12 protein-coding genes are annotated in these 15982 nt (G+C 46.1%); 3 read left to right on the plus strand and 9 right to left on the minus strand.

What is annotated here, in order from left to right:
- A complete protein-coding gene (locus M5J74_RS15185; RefSeq protein WP_250012194.1) occupies positions 1-807 on the minus strand; it encodes a class I SAM-dependent methyltransferase in 807 nt (268 codons plus the stop codon).
- Positions 808-992: 185 nt separating this feature from the next.
- Here M5J74_RS15185 and M5J74_RS15190 point away from each other — a divergent pair, with 185 nt between their 5' ends.
- From M5J74_RS15190 to M5J74_RS15200, 3 genes are all read left to right on the plus strand, one after another.
- The gene (locus M5J74_RS15190) at positions 993-2633 is read left to right on the plus strand and encodes a DUF3352 domain-containing protein (protein WP_250012195.1); all 1641 of its coding nucleotides are present in this window, start codon (positions 993-995) and stop codon (positions 2631-2633) included.
- A gap of 197 nt (positions 2634-2830) precedes the next feature.
- Positions 2831-3271, plus strand: coding sequence for a hypothetical protein (locus M5J74_RS15195; protein ID WP_015154924.1), 441 nt, complete (start codon positions 2831-2833; stop codon positions 3269-3271).
- 205 nt (positions 3272-3476) lie between these two features.
- Complete coding sequence (locus M5J74_RS15200; protein ID WP_250012197.1) at positions 3477-3935, plus strand: hypothetical protein; 459 nt, start codon at positions 3477-3479, stop codon at positions 3933-3935.
- A gap of 76 nt (positions 3936-4011) precedes the next feature.
- Here the strand turns inward: M5J74_RS15200 and M5J74_RS15205 are convergent, their stop codons facing one another.
- The 8 genes from M5J74_RS15205 to M5J74_RS15240 form a co-directional block, all read right to left on the minus strand.
- Positions 4012-6474 carry an acyl-CoA dehydrogenase gene (locus M5J74_RS15205; RefSeq protein ID WP_371934045.1) on the minus strand — a complete coding sequence of 821 codons (2463 nt, stop codon included), beginning with the start codon at positions 6472-6474 and terminating at the stop codon, positions 4012-4014.
- A gap of 72 nt (positions 6475-6546) precedes the next feature.
- Positions 6547-7731: an acetyl-CoA C-acyltransferase gene (locus M5J74_RS15210; protein WP_015154927.1), complete on the minus strand. Its 1185-nt coding sequence runs from the start codon at positions 7729-7731 to the stop codon at positions 6547-6549.
- A 215-nt stretch (positions 7732-7946) separates the two neighbouring features.
- Entirely contained in the window at positions 7947-10208 is a 2262-nt protein-coding gene (locus M5J74_RS15215; RefSeq protein ID WP_106216367.1) for a 3-hydroxyacyl-CoA dehydrogenase/enoyl-CoA hydratase family protein, read from the minus strand.
- A 69-nt stretch (positions 10209-10277) separates the two neighbouring features.
- Entirely contained in the window at positions 10278-12467 is a 2190-nt protein-coding gene (locus tag M5J74_RS15220) for a long-chain fatty acid--CoA ligase (RefSeq protein ID WP_250012203.1), read from the minus strand.
- 580 nt (positions 12468-13047) lie between these two features.
- Entirely contained in the window at positions 13048-13905 is an 858-nt protein-coding gene (locus M5J74_RS15225) for an alpha/beta hydrolase (protein WP_015154930.1), read from the minus strand.
- A 146-nt stretch (positions 13906-14051) separates the two neighbouring features.
- Positions 14052-14339, minus strand: a complete 288-nt coding sequence (locus tag M5J74_RS15230; RefSeq protein ID WP_015154931.1) for a hypothetical protein — start codon at positions 14337-14339, stop codon at positions 14052-14054.
- Positions 14340-14618, minus strand: coding sequence for a hypothetical protein (locus M5J74_RS15235; RefSeq protein WP_015154932.1), 279 nt, complete (start codon positions 14616-14618; stop codon positions 14340-14342). It lies immediately after the preceding gene.
- Positions 14619-14688: 70 nt separating this feature from the next.
- Positions 14689-15855, minus strand: coding sequence for a pyridoxal phosphate-dependent aminotransferase (locus M5J74_RS15240; protein WP_106216369.1), 1167 nt, complete (start codon positions 15853-15855; stop codon positions 14689-14691).
- Positions 15856-15982: the final 127 nt, after the last annotated feature.

Below are 15982 nucleotides of genomic sequence, written 5' to 3' on the forward strand. Positions count from 1 at the left end.
TCAACTTTTACGAGCAAAAACAAACAAGCTATTAACATCATGCCCAAATCCTTGCTCCGTTGACAAGGCATGGATCTCTGCCATGTATTCTGCTTTAAGCTGCGCTAATTTGTCTGGTGATAGTTGATACACCTGGTAGCCGTAAACATTATTAGCATGTGCGTTCCATGCTGTTTCTGCATCTTTGAAGTAGAAACCGAATTGTTGAGTTACAACTTCAATATTTTGAAAACCAGTCTGTTGAAGTAAAGCTTGGCACTTTTCAGGAGTACCTAGTGGTTCGTTGGGATTGTCAACCGTAATTCCAAATTGTTGTGCTTTCTCTCTAAATAAAATAGATGCAGTATGAGCTGTTTCAGCAAAACAGGAAAAAGCTACTATTCCACCTGTGTTTAAAAAACGATACCACTGACGCAGGGAAGAAAAAACATGTGTGAGATAGGCGATCGCAGCGGAACAAAAAATCACATCAAAGCTGTTATCATCAAAATGTAAATCGTCCGCGTCCGCCTCAATCAATTCAATATTTTGTAATTTTTCTAACTCAACTTTGTGCCGTGCTTGTGCTAGCATTCCCGTGGAAATATCTACTCCCAATACATAACCTGCATCTCCTACGATTTTTGCTGCCGCGATCGCCACGATTCCCGTACCAGTCGCCACATCCAAAACTTTTTGTCCTAACTTGAGTTGAGCTAATTCTATTAAAGGTTTGGCAAAACGATAGCGAAACTCGTTGTCATAATTAGTTCTAGAATTAAAATCTGTAATAATTTGCTGCTTGTATTCATTCATACGAGTTGTCATTAGTATTTTCCCTACTCCTGTACGGGCAGGTTTAACTGCTGAATATTTTGTTCTATTGTAGCTAGGCTCGCTAAACCTGCCCGTACAACTCCCTACTTCCTAATATTTATCCGAAATTACCACAATGACATTTGTATAGGTGATTGACAAGAATTTGAGCAGAGGCGATCGCAAGGATAATTAAAATGCCGACGAAAAAATCAAATTTGCTCCCTGCTGTTGTAGCTATCGGGATTGTCGCAGGAGGTGCAGCGGCTTATTGGTATTTTAAAGGGAATTTTGGTAGTGGCGCGAGTCCTTTGGCAAGTGCTAAAGTCGTACCAGATGAAGCATTGATGGCAGCTTTTATTTCAACCGATTCTAGTGCTTTGGCGCAGTTACAGAGGTTTGGCACTCCTGAAGCCGAAAAGTTAGTTGAGAAAAGCCTGCAAGACTTCGATCGCCAAGTATTAACAAAATCTAATATTAATTACGAACAAGATATAAAGCCTTGGTTGGGTAGCGTCACAATTGCCTTACTACCACCTAGTTCTGCTAAGCAAGTACAAGCAACACCATTCTCGTCTCAATCGAATATTTTACTGGTACTAGGAATTAAAAATGGGTTGAGTGCCTGGAACTTTAGCAAGAAACTAAAAGCCGATAAAACAGTTACGAGTCAAGAATTCGATTACAAAGGACAAAAAATTACTGAATCAACCAGTCAAGGCGCACCAATTTACAGTAGCATCCTCGATAGTCGTGTTGTTCTCGCTCCAACCAAACAAGCAGTAGAACAAGCGATCGATACTTATAAAGGAGAACCCTCTTTTGCTGCCAAAGCAGATATAGACAGCACTTTTGCCCAAAGCTTACAACTCAAAAACCCGATCGCGCAAATTTATTTACCCGATTATGCAGGTGCAGTTCAACAATTAACGGCTACTAATCCGGCTGGATTACCTCCACAAACTTTAGCACAGTTGCAATCGGTCAAAGCCGTAGTTGCAGGTGTGGGTGTAGATGACATGGGAATACGGATGAAAGCGATCGCGCAGCTAAATCCTAATGCTATTAACATACAATACCAAAACTCTCCTGGGAAGGTCGTCACTCGATTCCCCGTCGATACGCTGGCTTTGTTGACCGGTGCGGGAATCAGTCGCACCTGGGCGGCGTTTGTTGACCAAACTAGAGATTTACCGGAAGTCAAGCAAGGATTGGACTCTGCTCGGCGATCGTTCAAAACAAGTTACAATCTCGATCTAGACCGAGATGTTTTTGGCTGGATGGATGGAGAATTTGCCATTGGTGCAATTCCATCTAGTCAGGGTATGTTAGGTTCCTTGGGATTTGGCGGCGCACTAATGTTTCAAACCAGCGATCGCGCTACGGCTGAATCGACTCTCGGTAAACTGGATGCGATCGCTAAAAGTAACTTTTTAGCTGTCGTTCCCAGAGATATTAATGGTAAAAGCATTACTGAATGGCAAGTTCCCGCCCAAGGTGCGATTGTCGGTCACGGCTGGTTAGACCGAGATACAATGTTTATCGCTGTAGGCGAACCGATTGTAGAGGCGATCGCCAAGCCTTCTGGTAAGTCTCTTGACAGTAGCGAAGTTTTCAAAGCCGCAACTGGTTCTTTAATACAACCTAATGCAGGTTACTTCTACTTAGATATGGATAAAACCATGTCGTTACTTGCCAGTAAACCCTTAAGCACCGCGATCGATCCAGAAGCTACTGCCATTATCAACTCTATTCGCGGCATCGGCATCACCGCCAGCAACCCCGACAAAACCACGAGTCAAATGGAGTTACTCATCGCACTCAAACAGAGAAATTAGTGAACAGTTATTAGTTGTCAGTGACTAGTGACTGGTGACTAGATGAAGAATTCAGCCACTAGCCACTAGCCACTCACCACAATAAATTAACTCTTCTTACAGTAGGAAGCGGGTTTGCAGATGCTTAGTTAAAATGCAGGTAGTTCCATGCTATCTACCACTTTTATACCTGTTCCCGATCGCCTTAAGACTCTATTATGAACGCAGGACTTCTAAATAGAATCCCTCTGCTACCTGTTGTTGCCCTCTGGCTAGCATACGCACTATTGGGATGGTATCTCTCTGCCTACCATATCTTTTGGTTTGTTGGAGCCTGCATAGCAGCTGTAGGATTAGCTTTATCTTGGAAGAGTATTGCTGCTTTAGAGCAAATCATGAAATTTGCTTCCCAAGGATTTCTATTGATTGTAGCAATGCTTTTGGTGTGCGTGTTGATTGCTTTGGCTGCGGCGCGATCGATTTTAATTCCGATTATTGTCATGCCTTTAGCTATCACATTCTTGGCAAATGTAGAAATGCGATTTGCTGGTTTTAGTCGATTCAATACTTTTTTATTTTTAGCAGTTGTAGCCGGTTTTGGCTTGGGTTTTGGCGAAATTATCGATCTTTTGTTCTTAGCATCCAATCACAAATATTAGTAGGGGCGGGTTTAGACAACAGATTTTTCTGACAGGAATAGCTATTAGGTAAAACCCGCCCTTACAATCCCTGCCAAGGAACACACGCAACTGCACGAGTCGAGTATTTTGTCAAGGAAATTTTTAAAATAATCCGTAAAACCGCGATCGCGGCTGGTAGAGATCGGTATATCGCGTTGATTTTCCATAGGAAATTTATGCAACTATGCCGTTCCATTATCAGCTATACGATTATTGGTTGCGTTCTACGGGGATTTGGGGTTCTCCGTTACTAACGCTAAATGTAGATTGGTTGAATGATTCAGAAATATCGGCGATCGCCCAAATTCACGCTCTAGAACGAGTTGAATTCGGAATTAAAATGAGTTGGGAATATCGTAAAAAACTAGACTCAGACTATATGTCTTGGTGTGTCGATACCAAGCATCCCAATGTTATATTTACAGATAAAAGTATCTCCCACAATAGCGCGCCTAGTATATTTAGTTATCAAATGCGAGATCCCAATCGACTAGTTATGTCGGTTGGGAAATATGAAGAAACCATCGTATTAGAAAGCTATAACAAACGTTTGCGCGAACATAGGTATGAGGGTAAGCTGATGAGACGGCTGTGGGAAACAAAAGTTGATGCGACAATTGCTCCATTGGCGATGGTTTCATAACTTCAGATCGCGTTCTACCTGCTCTAAAACTAGATCGACCGAAACAGTAGATTTTGTTTTTCCCCTTTGCCTTCAGCTATTTAGGCAACAAAGCCGCTCGATCCATCAATTTCAGTTGTTCTTGTCGATCCTCTACTCCTTGTTGGTATTCCAAAAGTGTAAATGTATCTACTTGAATTGCTTCATTACGAGCAATTTCTGCCGCACGAATTAGCTCAGCCTCTTCTAGAGTAATTATCTCAGCCTCACGTGCTGCTGTAACTAGCTGCTCCGGTTTTCCTGACGGCAGCTGACCTTCACGACTGGCAGCTTTGATAGTTTTGAATACTGGTTCGGCTTGGGATGACAGGAGAAAAGCATTTTCCAAGCGTCCCAAGGCTTCATTTGGATCTACAGGAACATAAATACCTGCGGTGAGGCGATCGCGTTGCTGTCCTGGTGTTTGAAGGTTACGAGCAATTTCACTGCCAAGTCGGTCAGATGGTAAAGAACCGATCGCATTGAGTCGCCACCACCAAGTCACGGGTTTTCGGAATAAACTACCGAGAATTGGTACGGACAGGTTACTGAAAATTCCCTCAAATCCAAGCTGAATTTGAGCTAAGGCATATTCTACTGCCCAGCGGATAAAGGGTAAATCTTCCGTGCAACCTTCTGCCTCAAATCGGCGCAGAGTAGCTGTTGCCAAATACATCCAAGAAAGAATATCAGCAAATCGTCCAGTTAGTTTTTCTCGCCGCTTTAACGTGCCACCAAAACAGAAGAGAACCAGATCGGTCAGCCAAGCAAAAGTCGCGGCTGCCCATTCGAGTTTGCGGTAGTATTTAGCAGTAGCTCCAGTTACAGGCGGACGGGCGAGATAGCCACGAGACAGACTCAGCAGTAAGGCACGGCAACCATTACGCATCATGAAACCAACGTGATGCCAAAAGGCGCGATCGAAAGCCGAGACATCCGACTGTTTGAGGGCAATAACTTCTGCAAATACGTAGGGATGACAGCGGATCGCTCCTTGACCGAAGATCATCATCGTGCGAGTGAGGATATTCGCGCCTTCAACCGTAATCGAGATCGGAGTAGCAATGTAGATATTTGCGAGTAGGTTTCTGGGACCGCGACAGATACCAGAACCACCGAGAATATCCATCCCGTCATTGATAATTTGACGCGAGAGTTCCGTCAGGTTGTACTTAGCGATCGCCGAAATGACAGCAGGTTGCTCGCCGCGATCGACTGCGCCACAAGTATAAGCCCGAGCGGCATCCATCAAATATGTCAGTCCCCCAATCCGAGCTAGGGGTTCCTCAATTCCTTCAAACCGACCGATTGGCAAACCAAACTGCTGTCGCACTGTTGCGTGAGCGCCCGTCACTCGCGCTACGAGTTTGGCAACTCCGGTACAGGTAGCAGGAAAGCTGATGCCCCGACCCGCAGCCAGGCTCTGCATCAACATTTTCCAACCCTGACCCACCTGTTCGACACCACCGATAACTTGGTCGATGGAGATGATGACATCATGCCCTTCAACCGGAGAATTGTAAAACGGAACTCCCATCGGATCGTGTCGCCGTCCTAAAACCACACCAGGTGTATCCGCGGGAATTAAAGCGCAAGTAATGCCTACATCCTCTCCTTTTCCCAGCAAATTTTCTGGATCGCGAAGGCGAAACGCCAGACCGATTAAAGTGGCGATCGCGCCCAGGGTAATGTAGCGTTTGCGGAAATTCAAGCGCAGATATAGTTTTCCATCTTCAGCTGGAAACACGACCCCTTCAGAAGTAATGCTACCCGCATCTGAGCCAGCCTGGGGTTCGGTCAGGGCAAAACAGGGAATTTCATCTCCCTTGGCTAGTCGGGGCAGATAATAGTCTTTCTGAGCTGGAGTACCATATCGCAGCAATAGCTTAGCGGGTCCGAGGGAGTTCGTCACTCCCACTGTCGCCGTGTGGGTGAACGATCGCGATGCCAACTTCATCATCACGGCGCTGTAGGCAAAGTTAGAAAAGCCCAAACCGCCATACTCTTTGGGAATCATCATGCCGAAGAAGCCTTCGTGTCTGAGATATGCCCAGACTTCCGGTGGTAAGTCTTTGCGACGGTAAATTTCCCAATCGCTGACCATGCGGCAAACTTGTTCTACTGGTCCGTCAAGAAATGCTTGGAGTTCTGGCGTGACTTGAGGATAGGGTTCGCTGTTAATTCTGCGAAAATTGGGTTGACCGGAAAAGAACTCACCATCTACCCAAACAGTTCCTGCCTCGATCGCTGCTTGTTCAGTTGCAGAGATGTTTGGTAAGAGATTGAAAGCTTTAATGGCGGAAACGATCAAAGATGTGACAAGCGATCGCCGTAATATGGGTAAATTTAAGATTGCTGCCACCACACCAAACAGCGACCACACCCAAATTGGCGGATTCCACGCTGATAGTACCAGGACAAAATACAGCGACCACAGCCACAAAGGAACGCCAATGTAACCCAGTGCTAAAAATAGGAAAATTAGCGCGGGAATGACAAAGACAGGATCGAGCAGGTTCATCATCATAATTCGTAATTCGTAATTCGTAATTAAAAGTGGGTTGAAGAATCTGACCTCTCAGGTCGTCCAGATTTAGGAGGTTGCCAAATTCTCAAACACTGCCGCTGCTCCCATCCCACCACCAACACACATCGTCACCAGACCGTAACGAATGTTACGCCGTTTCATTTCGTGCAGCAGGGTGGCTGTCAGCTTCGCACCCGTGCAACCTAGAGGATGACCGAGGGCGATCGCGCCGCCGTTGACATTGACAATCTCCTCATTCAAACCGAGCTTGCTAATTACCGCTAAGCTTTGCGCGGCAAAGGCTTCATTCAACTCGATTAACCCGATATCTTCCAAGCTTAAACCCACTTGCTTCAGCACCTTTGGTACAGCCTCAACTGGTCCAATCCCCATAATTTCTGGGGGAACTCCGGCGACTGCAAACCCTAACATCCGTCCTAGAGGTTTTACACCGAGTTTGTTGACCCAGCGCTGACTCATTAACACCGTCGCTGCTGCTCCATCCGAAGTTTGGGATGAGTTCCCAGCTGTAACCGCTCCACCTTGGCGAAAAACAGGTTGCAACCGCGCCAATGCTTCCAGACTGGTATCGGCGCGAGGACCTTCATCAAGCTGAAAAACTTGCTCCACAACCTGCGGCTTGCCATCAATATAGAGAGTTTCGCGCACCGGAAGCGGGATAATTTCTTCAGCAAAACGACCTTGCCTAATTGCAACTAAAGCTTTCTGATGCGATCGCAGCGCAAAAACATCTTGTTCCTGGCGAGAAACTCCGTACTGCTGGGCTACGTTCTCAGCCGTAATCCCCATCGTACAGTAGGCTTGTGGAGTCTCCGCCAACACTTCTGGGTTGGGAGCTAGATAGTGTCCCCCCATCGGAATCAAACTCATCGATTCGGCTCCACCCGCCACCATAATTTCCGCTTGTCCCGTGGCGATCGCTTGAGCTGCCATCGCGATCGTCTGGAGTCCAGAAGCACAAAAACGGTTGACGGTACAACCTGCCACTGAATCGGGCAAACCCGCCCGCTGAGCAATAACTCGTCCCAAATTAAATCCCTGTTCCGCTTCTGGAAACGCACAGCCGATAATGATATCGTCAATATATTCTGGTGCAAGTCCTTCGACGCGAGCGATCGCGCCTTTGACTGCCACCGCGCCCATGTCATCTGGGCGAACGTGGCGTAACGTACCGCGTGGCGCTTTTCCCACCGCAGTCCGAACGCTGCTAACAATATAGGCTTCTTTCATAGTTGGTAGTTGGTAGTTGGTAATTGGTAATGGGTAATAGGTAATGGGTAGTTGATAAGAAAGTGGTGCGTGAAGAAGGGGTGTAGGGTGTGGGGTGTGGGGTGTAGGGTGTGAATGCGTGAATTTTGAATTCTCCCTTGTCCCCCTTATCTCCCTTGTCCCCCTTATCTCCCTTGTCCCCCTTGTCCCCCTTGTCCCCCTTGTCCCCCTTGTCCTCAATTCCGTAGCGGCTTTTTATGCTTCAACGTGTGAGCAATCCGCTCTTGGGTTTTGGGCTGGCTGAGTAGGGGTAAAAATGCTTCCCGTTCTAATTGCAGTAAGTAGTTTTCATCAACTAAAGCAGGTGCGGAAAGTTCCCCGCCAGCCATGACGTAGGCTAAACGGTTGGCTAAATAGCGATCGTATTCGCTGATGAAGCCGCCTCGGTAAAGAGTATCGGCAGCATAATCCAACATTGCTCTCCCCGGACGACCTAGCACCATAATGGCGTTGCGTTCGGGGGGTGGGGCGTAACCTGCGCGATCGCTACATAAGACTTCTTCTTTGGCAACTTCTAAACGGCGATCGCCATTCATTAAAATTCTGGCTGTCGGTGGTAGAAATCCTAGTTCTTGGGCTTCCGCAGCACTATTGGAGACTTTCGCCATGCCAATTGTTTCAAACACTCGCCGCAGGAATGGTTGGATGTGATGGGGTGCTTCTGTGGCAGCGCGATCGGCTGCCCAAGTCACCGATCGCATAATGCCACCAGCCCCAGGAATTAAACCTACACTCAGTTCCACCAAGCCAATATAAGTTTCTGCTGCTGCCACGACTTGCGGACACGCCATGACTAACTCGCAGCCACCACCCAACACGCGCCCCTGAATTGCTGCAACAATTGGTTTGGGGAAGTAATGAATTCGTTGTAGCAGAGTTTGAAATTTGACAATCAGATCGGCGATCGCCCCTAATCCCGACTGCGCCATCATTGCCATTTCCGCCAGATTTGCCCCACCTGAGAAATGAGCGCTGCTGTTGCCAATGACCAATCCTCGATAATCGTTCTCTAGCAGATCCAACACCTCAGTCAAACCGTCAACCACTTGCAAACTCAAAGTATTACCCTTCGAGCGAAACTCATACAAAACCACCCCATCGCCCATGTCTAGCAATGCTGCTTCGGGATTTTGCCATATTAGCGGGAGTCGGGAGTCGAAAATCAAATTTTCACTTTTGACTTTTGACTTTTGACTTTTGACTTCTGCCCATTCCGGCACGGTCATTCCCGCAGCTTTCATATCTGCCAGCACGGTTTCAAATCCCAATACATCCCAAATTTCAAAAGGACCGAGTTCCCAGCCAAAGCCCCATCGCATTGCTTTGTCAATGTCGGTAGGACTGTCGGCAATTTCGGGAATGCGGCAGGCAGCATAACTTAATGTTTTAAGGATAGACTCGCGGAAGAAAGCACCCGCACGACTGCGATCGCGATACAATGCCCGCAGGCGATCGCCTAAATCGGGAATCTTACCAATTGCCTCAATATCACCCAAATTTAGAGGTTTAGCTGGTTCGTAAGCGAGTGTTTCTGGATTTAATGACAGAATTTGTCGGTCTTGCTTTTTGTAAAAGCCTTGACCCGTTTTCGCTCCTAGCGTCCCCGTCTCTACGAGTTTGCGTAATAGTTCCGGCACGCGGAAGACTTCTCTGCTTTCATCATGGGGAATAGCTGGATAGAGATTGCTGGCGACATACATCAACGTATCTAGTCCGACTAAATCCGCCGTGCGGAATGTGGCTGATTTTGGTCTACCTGCAATTGTTCCCGTTAGAGTATCGATTTCCTCAATCGTGTATCCCTGCGTTAACGCCTGCAAACCGAGCATTGTGACATACATCCCAATTCGGTTAGCAATAAAGTTAGGAGTATCCTTTGCGACTACGACCCCTTTACCTAAATGTAGCTCTCCGAACCACTTCATTCTTTCTAGTACTTGCGGATCGGTATCAGCTGTCGGAATGATTTCGAGTAATTTGAGATAGCGGGGCGGATTGAAAAAATGAGTTCCCAAAAACCTTTGACGAAAGGATTCAGAACGTCCTTGGGCGATCGCGTCGATTGGTAAACCGCTCGTATTGGTGGATACGATTGTATCCGAGCGAATTACGCTCTCTAGGCGTTCCATCAGCTTTTGCTTAATATCTAGATTTTCTACCACTGCTTCAATGACCCAATCGACAGCGGCAACTGAGTCAAAATGCTCGTCAAAATTTCCCACAATGACGCGACGGGCTGTCTTTTCTGTAAAAAATATAGGTGGAGATAGCTTCAGGGCTTTTTTAAATGATGTTTCAACTAATTCGTTTTTATTGCTCCCCTTGCCAGCGAGATCTAATAAATGTACGGTTAAACCTGCATTGGCGAGGTGAGCGGCAATCTGGCTTCCCATCACTCCCGCACCAAGAACGGCGGCGGTTCGGAACGGCTTAAACATAATTTTAAAACCTCAGTTATCAGTTATCAGTGGTAATTGGTAATGAAGTGATGCGTAGTGTGCGATCGATTAATTCCGAATTCCGAATTCCGAATTCCGAATTCTCTCTACTCCCTGGCTTAAGGATTGAGCATACGCAGGGCAGGTGGATGAAGGTACGGGGGGACATAGGTTGAGTTGTTCGTGACGCTGTGTCTCTCGTCGTTTGGAATCTTCTTGACCATATAAAGTATTAATTTCTTGAGCAAACATTTCAGCGATCCTGGCGCGTTTTACTTCTCCACTGGGGGTCAGCATTCCGTTCTCGACGCTGAGTGTAGCGTTGATGAGCTGAAAGCGTTTAACTAAAGACCAGTAAGGCAAATGGCAGTTAGCTTCATCTACTAAAGCCTGGTAAAGGGCGAGAATACAAGGATGGTTCAATAATTCTGCATCTGGTAGGTCGAGTTCCAAGAGTTGAGCTTGTTGGCGCAGGTTATTGAAATCGGGAAAAATTAGCATCGCACAGAATTTACGTTCTGCCCCCACTGCAACGGCTTTTGCTACCAGAGGAGATTGTTCTAACTTGTGTTCTAATGGCTGTGGCGTGACGTATTTACCTGTTGAAAGCTTGAAGTGACTTTTCTTTAATCCAACGATTTTCAGAAAACCATCGGCAGTAAACTCTCCTATGTCGCCTGTATGAAACCAACCCTCAGAGTCGATCGCCTGCTGGGTAGCTTCGGGGTTTTTATAGTAGCCTTGCGTCACGTAAGGTCCCCTGACTAAAATTTCACCATCAGAGGCGATCGCGATTTCTATTCCAGGCAAAGGCACTCCTACTGTTCCAGCTCGGTTGAAGCTACCCCGATTGCAGGCAACTGCCGAACTCGTCTCTGTCAAACCATAGCCTTGTAGAATCGTGACTCTAGCAGCGGCAAACAGGTTAGCAATCTCGGCTTTCAAAGCTGCACCACCGCAGATCGCGTATTTGAGATGACCGCCAAACACCGAGCGCCATCTAGAAAACACTAACCGATCTGCTAGTTTCAGCATCCAGTCGTATTTGCCGCTCGGTGACCGTCCCAGTTCGTACTGTTGAGCAAGGGCGATCGCCCAATCGACGAGACGTTGAGTTTGTTCTGTTTGTAACGATTTCCAAGCAGTGAGAGAGGCTTGCCAATGCGGTAACTTGAATTGAGTTGGAGGCAACCATCGCAGAGAGGATAAACGGAATTTTTGCTGGGGAGTTTCTTGTTTCTTCTGAAACATCTGCGCGGCGAAAGTCCGAAAGCGGGGCAGCAAGTCGTATTTGACACTCTTCGCTGTCTCTGGTTGTGGAGTCTGACTACCTGTTTCTAAAATTCGCTGATAAATTTTTTCCAGCAACAGAGGCACGGTAGCAAAGATCGTTGGTTGTACCTCTTTAAGATGTTTCATCACTCGGTTAGGAGTGGTGAAGTAAACGCTATGCCCGTAATTCATGTGACCGTAGAAAAAGACACGGGCAAAAACATGAGTTAAGGGTAAAAATGAAAGTACGACCTCCTTTGCACCCAGTTCTAAATCGGGAATTCCACTAAACATTGCTAGGGCATTAGCAGAAAGATTTTCGTGAGTCAGCATCACTCCTTGAGGCTTACCAGTGGCTCCAGGGATATAAATGATGGTGGCTAAGTCGTTGGCTGTTAGCGATGCGCGTAGCTGTTGTTGCCTCTCATCTGACATCTGAGCTTGTCCTCGCTGCCGTATCTCTGCTAGAGAAAAGATTTGAAGCGATTGAGGGTGCTTGGATTGTCCTTGCCAATCGAGGGGAACATCGGCGACGATCGCGATTTGTAGATCGGGCGTGCTGCTTAAGTAAGGTATGATGTGGTCGAGTAAGTCGAGGTTAGAAACAATTAGTCCTTTGGCTTCGCTGTGTTGCGTAATAAAAACAATATTTTCCAGCGTTTGGGTGAGATCGATCGGTACGTCAATCAGTTGAGCTAGCAAGCAGCCCATGTCAACTATGCAAAAGTTAACATCGCTCTGCATCAGGAGGGCAACGCGATCGCCCTTCTCTAACCCTAAGTTCGACAAACCGAGTGCTACTTCTTCAGCCGCAGTCCGAAAGGCTCGCTCGGATAAGGACTGCCAACCTTGTTCCGTCCACCAATTTAAAGCATGGAAATTGGGAGCGCGATCGCAGGCTTCATCTAATAATGAAGGCAATGTGCGTCCCAACAACACATTCCCAGAGTTGGGAGGAGCTGTGTAAATTTTGTTAGACCACAACATTTTCGCCAAGAAGAGCTGAAATCTCTTCCCCTCGATAAAGTTTTTCTGTTTTTTTTATGAATTAGCTTTTACAGTAAGATGGGCATCGCCCACCCTACACTTACTGAAACTCACTGCTGCGATCGCTAATAATATTTGCGATCGAGTAGCCGATAGTTTTTGATTTAGTTTTGTTTTTAGAAAACAGAGACAGATGCAGTGTTTGTTTTGGATGCTAGCTTCTCACACCTGAGTTAAATATTCCCCTGTTTCTCCTTTTCAATTAATCTGAATCAGCCGCAACATACCTAACTGAAGATGTTAGACTGCCATATCTAACCCTTCAGGGATCGAACGATATGCTACAAGAATTGCCTCGATCTCAGTTTAGCTTATCGCTTAACAAAGTTGCTATTTTATCTATCTTTAGTAACAAATCAAGCTAAGCAACAGGAATTTTTGCTTACTAACCACTTAGTTGCTAGCCTCTGAATTCACTATAAGAGAGTCAAACACATACTTCACTATCCGTTGTTAATTTATAGCAATAAAGAAAATTTTGGTAACATTATTTAATTCTTCCAGACACCACTCTCATACCTTATGCTGCTTGACTGTCATCAATTTCCTGCAAATGCTGCTCCAACCAGTTACCAATGTCTACAAGTACTTCTTGATAATTCGTATCGGCATAAAGATCGTGATAACTGCCAGGATACTCGTAGCATTTCTTGTCGGGATAAGTGACCCGTTCGCAGAACAGCCAACTACTTTCAGGATGAGTCACTTGGTCTGCACTGCCATGTAGCAGCAGTAAAGGAATTTGCAGCTCAGAGGCATGATTTTCAATCCAATCCACGGCAGCAAAGAATTCTGTTGCAAGTCTGGCACTACCGTATTCGTGACGTAAGGGGTCTTGACTATAAGCAGAAATAACATTCGGATTGCGCGAACTAGCATGATGATTCAAGCCAACCTTAAGACTCAAGCGTGGATAGACGCGGGAAAAGACTCGCCCGATCGCTAGTTTGAGGCGCGAAACTCCAACTTTCCCCAAGGCTGGTGCAGTGACGATCGCACCCCGCAATCCCTGCGGCGATCGCAAAGCATAATCCAAAACAATCGCACCTCCTAAACTATGTCCCCAGACAAAACAAGGGCAATTCGGTTCTTGCTGCCAAATTTGCTGCAAAAAGGCGCTTAAATCTTCTCGAAATTCAGTCCATCTATTAATATGTCCCCTTTGTCCTGGCGAGTGTCCGTGACCTCGTAAATCAAAGGCATAGACTGCATAACCTAGAGACACTAAGTACTCTACAGCAGGTAGAAACAGACCGCTATGCGCTCCCAAACCATGTACGATCGCGACCACAGCCCGCGATCGCTCTTGGGGATGCCAGCTTTGGTAATAAAGGCTTAATCCACCAGCGCCCTTGAAGGTTCCTGCAATGTTTTTCATCCTGATTCTCCCCAAATGTTTTTTGACAACAGGGTGAACTCAGAAGTCAGAAATTACCATGCATCCACTTCAATTGTATACATCCGATGTAGTAGCTAGCAGTCTATCTTTCTTTAACCGATAGCAGTTTGAGAAATTCGTTAAAACTAGAGTAAAGCTTTCCACACTTCTTTCACGGATACCCAAATTATCGCGATCGCCCCAATAATCAGCGTGACAATATCAGACCCTAGCAAATCTTTCAAAGCCTGTAACGTGAAAGCTTTGTACAACAGCTGGCAGCTAGAAATTCCACCTAACACAGCTAGAATTAAGCCGATGAATTCTGCTAGCTCTAGATCGAATTGCTGCTTACGCCTCCAGCGAACCAACACTACTATTACAACGACTACAGCAGTTAGTCCTGCCCAGATTAATAACGTAGAGCGATCCATCTAGTTTTCAGCACGACTTGTTTCTTTTGGTACTACGAACAAACCGTATAAAGCACCAAATATTGCTCCAGCAACGGCTCCTGGTAACTGAGCAACTATTCCCCCTAGCAATGCACCACCCGATCCAGTAGCAATAGCGCGATCGCCTCGTTGCCAAATTTTTTTCGTTGCAGGAGTTATTTTATCGATCGGTTGCCGTTCCGTAGTAGCTTTAAACTTGTTAATATCTTTGTCTTGAAGGCGTTTTGTTAATTCAGCATCTTTAATTTCGTCTTCCATGACATTTTAGTCTTATTACGTTGGCATTTTCAAGTTAGCATATCATATGCAATTCCAACTGTTCTCCGCCTCATTTGAGCTGAGCGATCGCAGTTTGAATGCGGTCGAGCGCTTCGCGAATATTTGCCAATGAGTTAGCGTAGGATAACCTTAAATATCCCTCACCAAATCTGCCAAAAGCAGAACCAGAAAGTACGGCAACTCCGGCTTCTGCTAGTAAGTAATCTGCTAATGCATCACAACTAAGGGGAAGTTGTTTGACATTAGGAAATACATAGAATGCTCCTGTAGGTTTAACGCACTCAATACCCGCGATCGCATTCAAACCATCGACAATAAAATCTCTTCGCTGTCTGAATTCGTCCACCATTTGTTCCACAAACTCTTGCGTTCCTGTCAGTGCTTCAATCCCAGCAATTTGAGTAAACGAACAGGTGCAGGAATTAGAATTGATCGTCAATTGCTCCAGCTTTTGAGCTAATAGTTGGGGAGCCACACCATAACCCAAGCGCCACCCTGTCATCGCGTAAGTTTTGGAGTAACCATCTAGCAGAATCGTCCGCTCTTTCATTCCAGGCAAACTCATAATGCTGTGGTGTGTTTGTTCGTAAAGGATGCGCGAGTAGATTTCGTCCGAGAGGATATAAAAATTATGTCGTTCTGCTAAATTGGCGATCGCCTCTAAATCTTCAAGTTGCAGTACGCCTCCAGTAGGATTTTGGGGAGAATTGAGAATTAATAGTCGCGTGCGGGGAGAAATTGCTTGCTCTAAATCCTCAATCCGAAAGCGAAAGCCAACCTCTTCGCGCAAAGCTAGGGGAATTGCCTTGCCACCTACAAAGTTAATGACTGATTCGTAAACAGGAAACCCTGGGTTGGGATATATCACCTCATCGCCTGTATCTACCAGCGCTAGAATTGTGAAAAAAATTATCGGTTTGGCTCCTGGTGTCACTACTACTTCATCGGGATGCACCTCAACGCCTCTTGTGTGTGTCACATATTGAGCGATCGCCTGTCGCAACTGAGGTAATCCAGCGGCTGGAGCATAGCCAGTGTAGCCGTCTTTCATGGCTTGAAATGCAGCCTGACAGATATTCATCGGTGTCTGGAAGTCTGGCTGTCCGATTTCTAAATGAATTATGTTACGTCCTTGAGCTTCCAATCGTTGTGCTTTGGCAAGGACTTCAAAAGCAGATTCCGTCCCCAGGCGGCTCATTCGTTCGGCAAAATTCATATTAATTTATTTTCCAAATGACAACTGACAACTGATATAGCAATCCTATTTGATTCATGATGGAGCAGGCTTCTAGCCTGCGGCAGCTAGAAGCCTACTTTACAAATCATTTAGAACAGCTATAACT

Origin of the sequence: Chroococcidiopsis sp. CCNUC1 (assembly GCF_023546805.1) — a bacterium.
Taxonomy (GTDB): Bacteria; Cyanobacteriota; Cyanobacteriia; order Cyanobacteriales; family Chroococcidiopsidaceae; genus Chroococcidiopsis; species Chroococcidiopsis thermalis.

Coding starts and splice junctions, on each gene's coding strand:
- M5J74_RS15185 (WP_250012194.1), bottom strand. CDS start 807: ATGACAACTCGTATGAATGAATACAAGCAGCAAATTATTACAGATTTT.
- M5J74_RS15190 (WP_250012195.1), top strand. CDS start 993: ATGCCGACGAAAAAATCAAATTTGCTCCCTGCTGTTGTAGCTATCGGG.
- M5J74_RS15195 (WP_015154924.1), top strand. CDS start 2,831: ATGAACGCAGGACTTCTAAATAGAATCCCTCTGCTACCTGTTGTTGCC.
- M5J74_RS15200 (WP_250012197.1), top strand. CDS start 3,477: ATGCCGTTCCATTATCAGCTATACGATTATTGGTTGCGTTCTACGGGG.
- M5J74_RS15205 (WP_371934045.1), bottom strand. CDS start 6,474: ATGAACCTGCTCGATCCTGTCTTTGTCATTCCCGCGCTAATTTTCCTA.
- M5J74_RS15210 (WP_015154927.1), bottom strand. CDS start 7,731: ATGAAAGAAGCCTATATTGTTAGCAGCGTTCGGACTGCGGTGGGAAAA.
- M5J74_RS15215 (WP_106216367.1), bottom strand. CDS start 10,208: ATGTTTAAGCCGTTCCGAACCGCCGCCGTTCTTGGTGCGGGAGTGATG.
- M5J74_RS15220 (WP_250012203.1), bottom strand. CDS start 12,467: ATGTTGTGGTCTAACAAAATTTACACAGCTCCTCCCAACTCTGGGAAT.
- M5J74_RS15225 (WP_015154930.1), bottom strand. CDS start 13,905: ATGAAAAACATTGCAGGAACCTTCAAGGGCGCTGGTGGATTAAGCCTT.
- M5J74_RS15230 (WP_015154931.1), bottom strand. CDS start 14,339: ATGGATCGCTCTACGTTATTAATCTGGGCAGGACTAACTGCTGTAGTC.
- M5J74_RS15235 (WP_015154932.1), bottom strand. CDS start 14,618: ATGGAAGACGAAATTAAAGATGCTGAATTAACAAAACGCCTTCAAGAC.
- M5J74_RS15240 (WP_106216369.1), bottom strand. CDS start 15,855: ATGAATTTTGCCGAACGAATGAGCCGCCTGGGGACGGAATCTGCTTTT.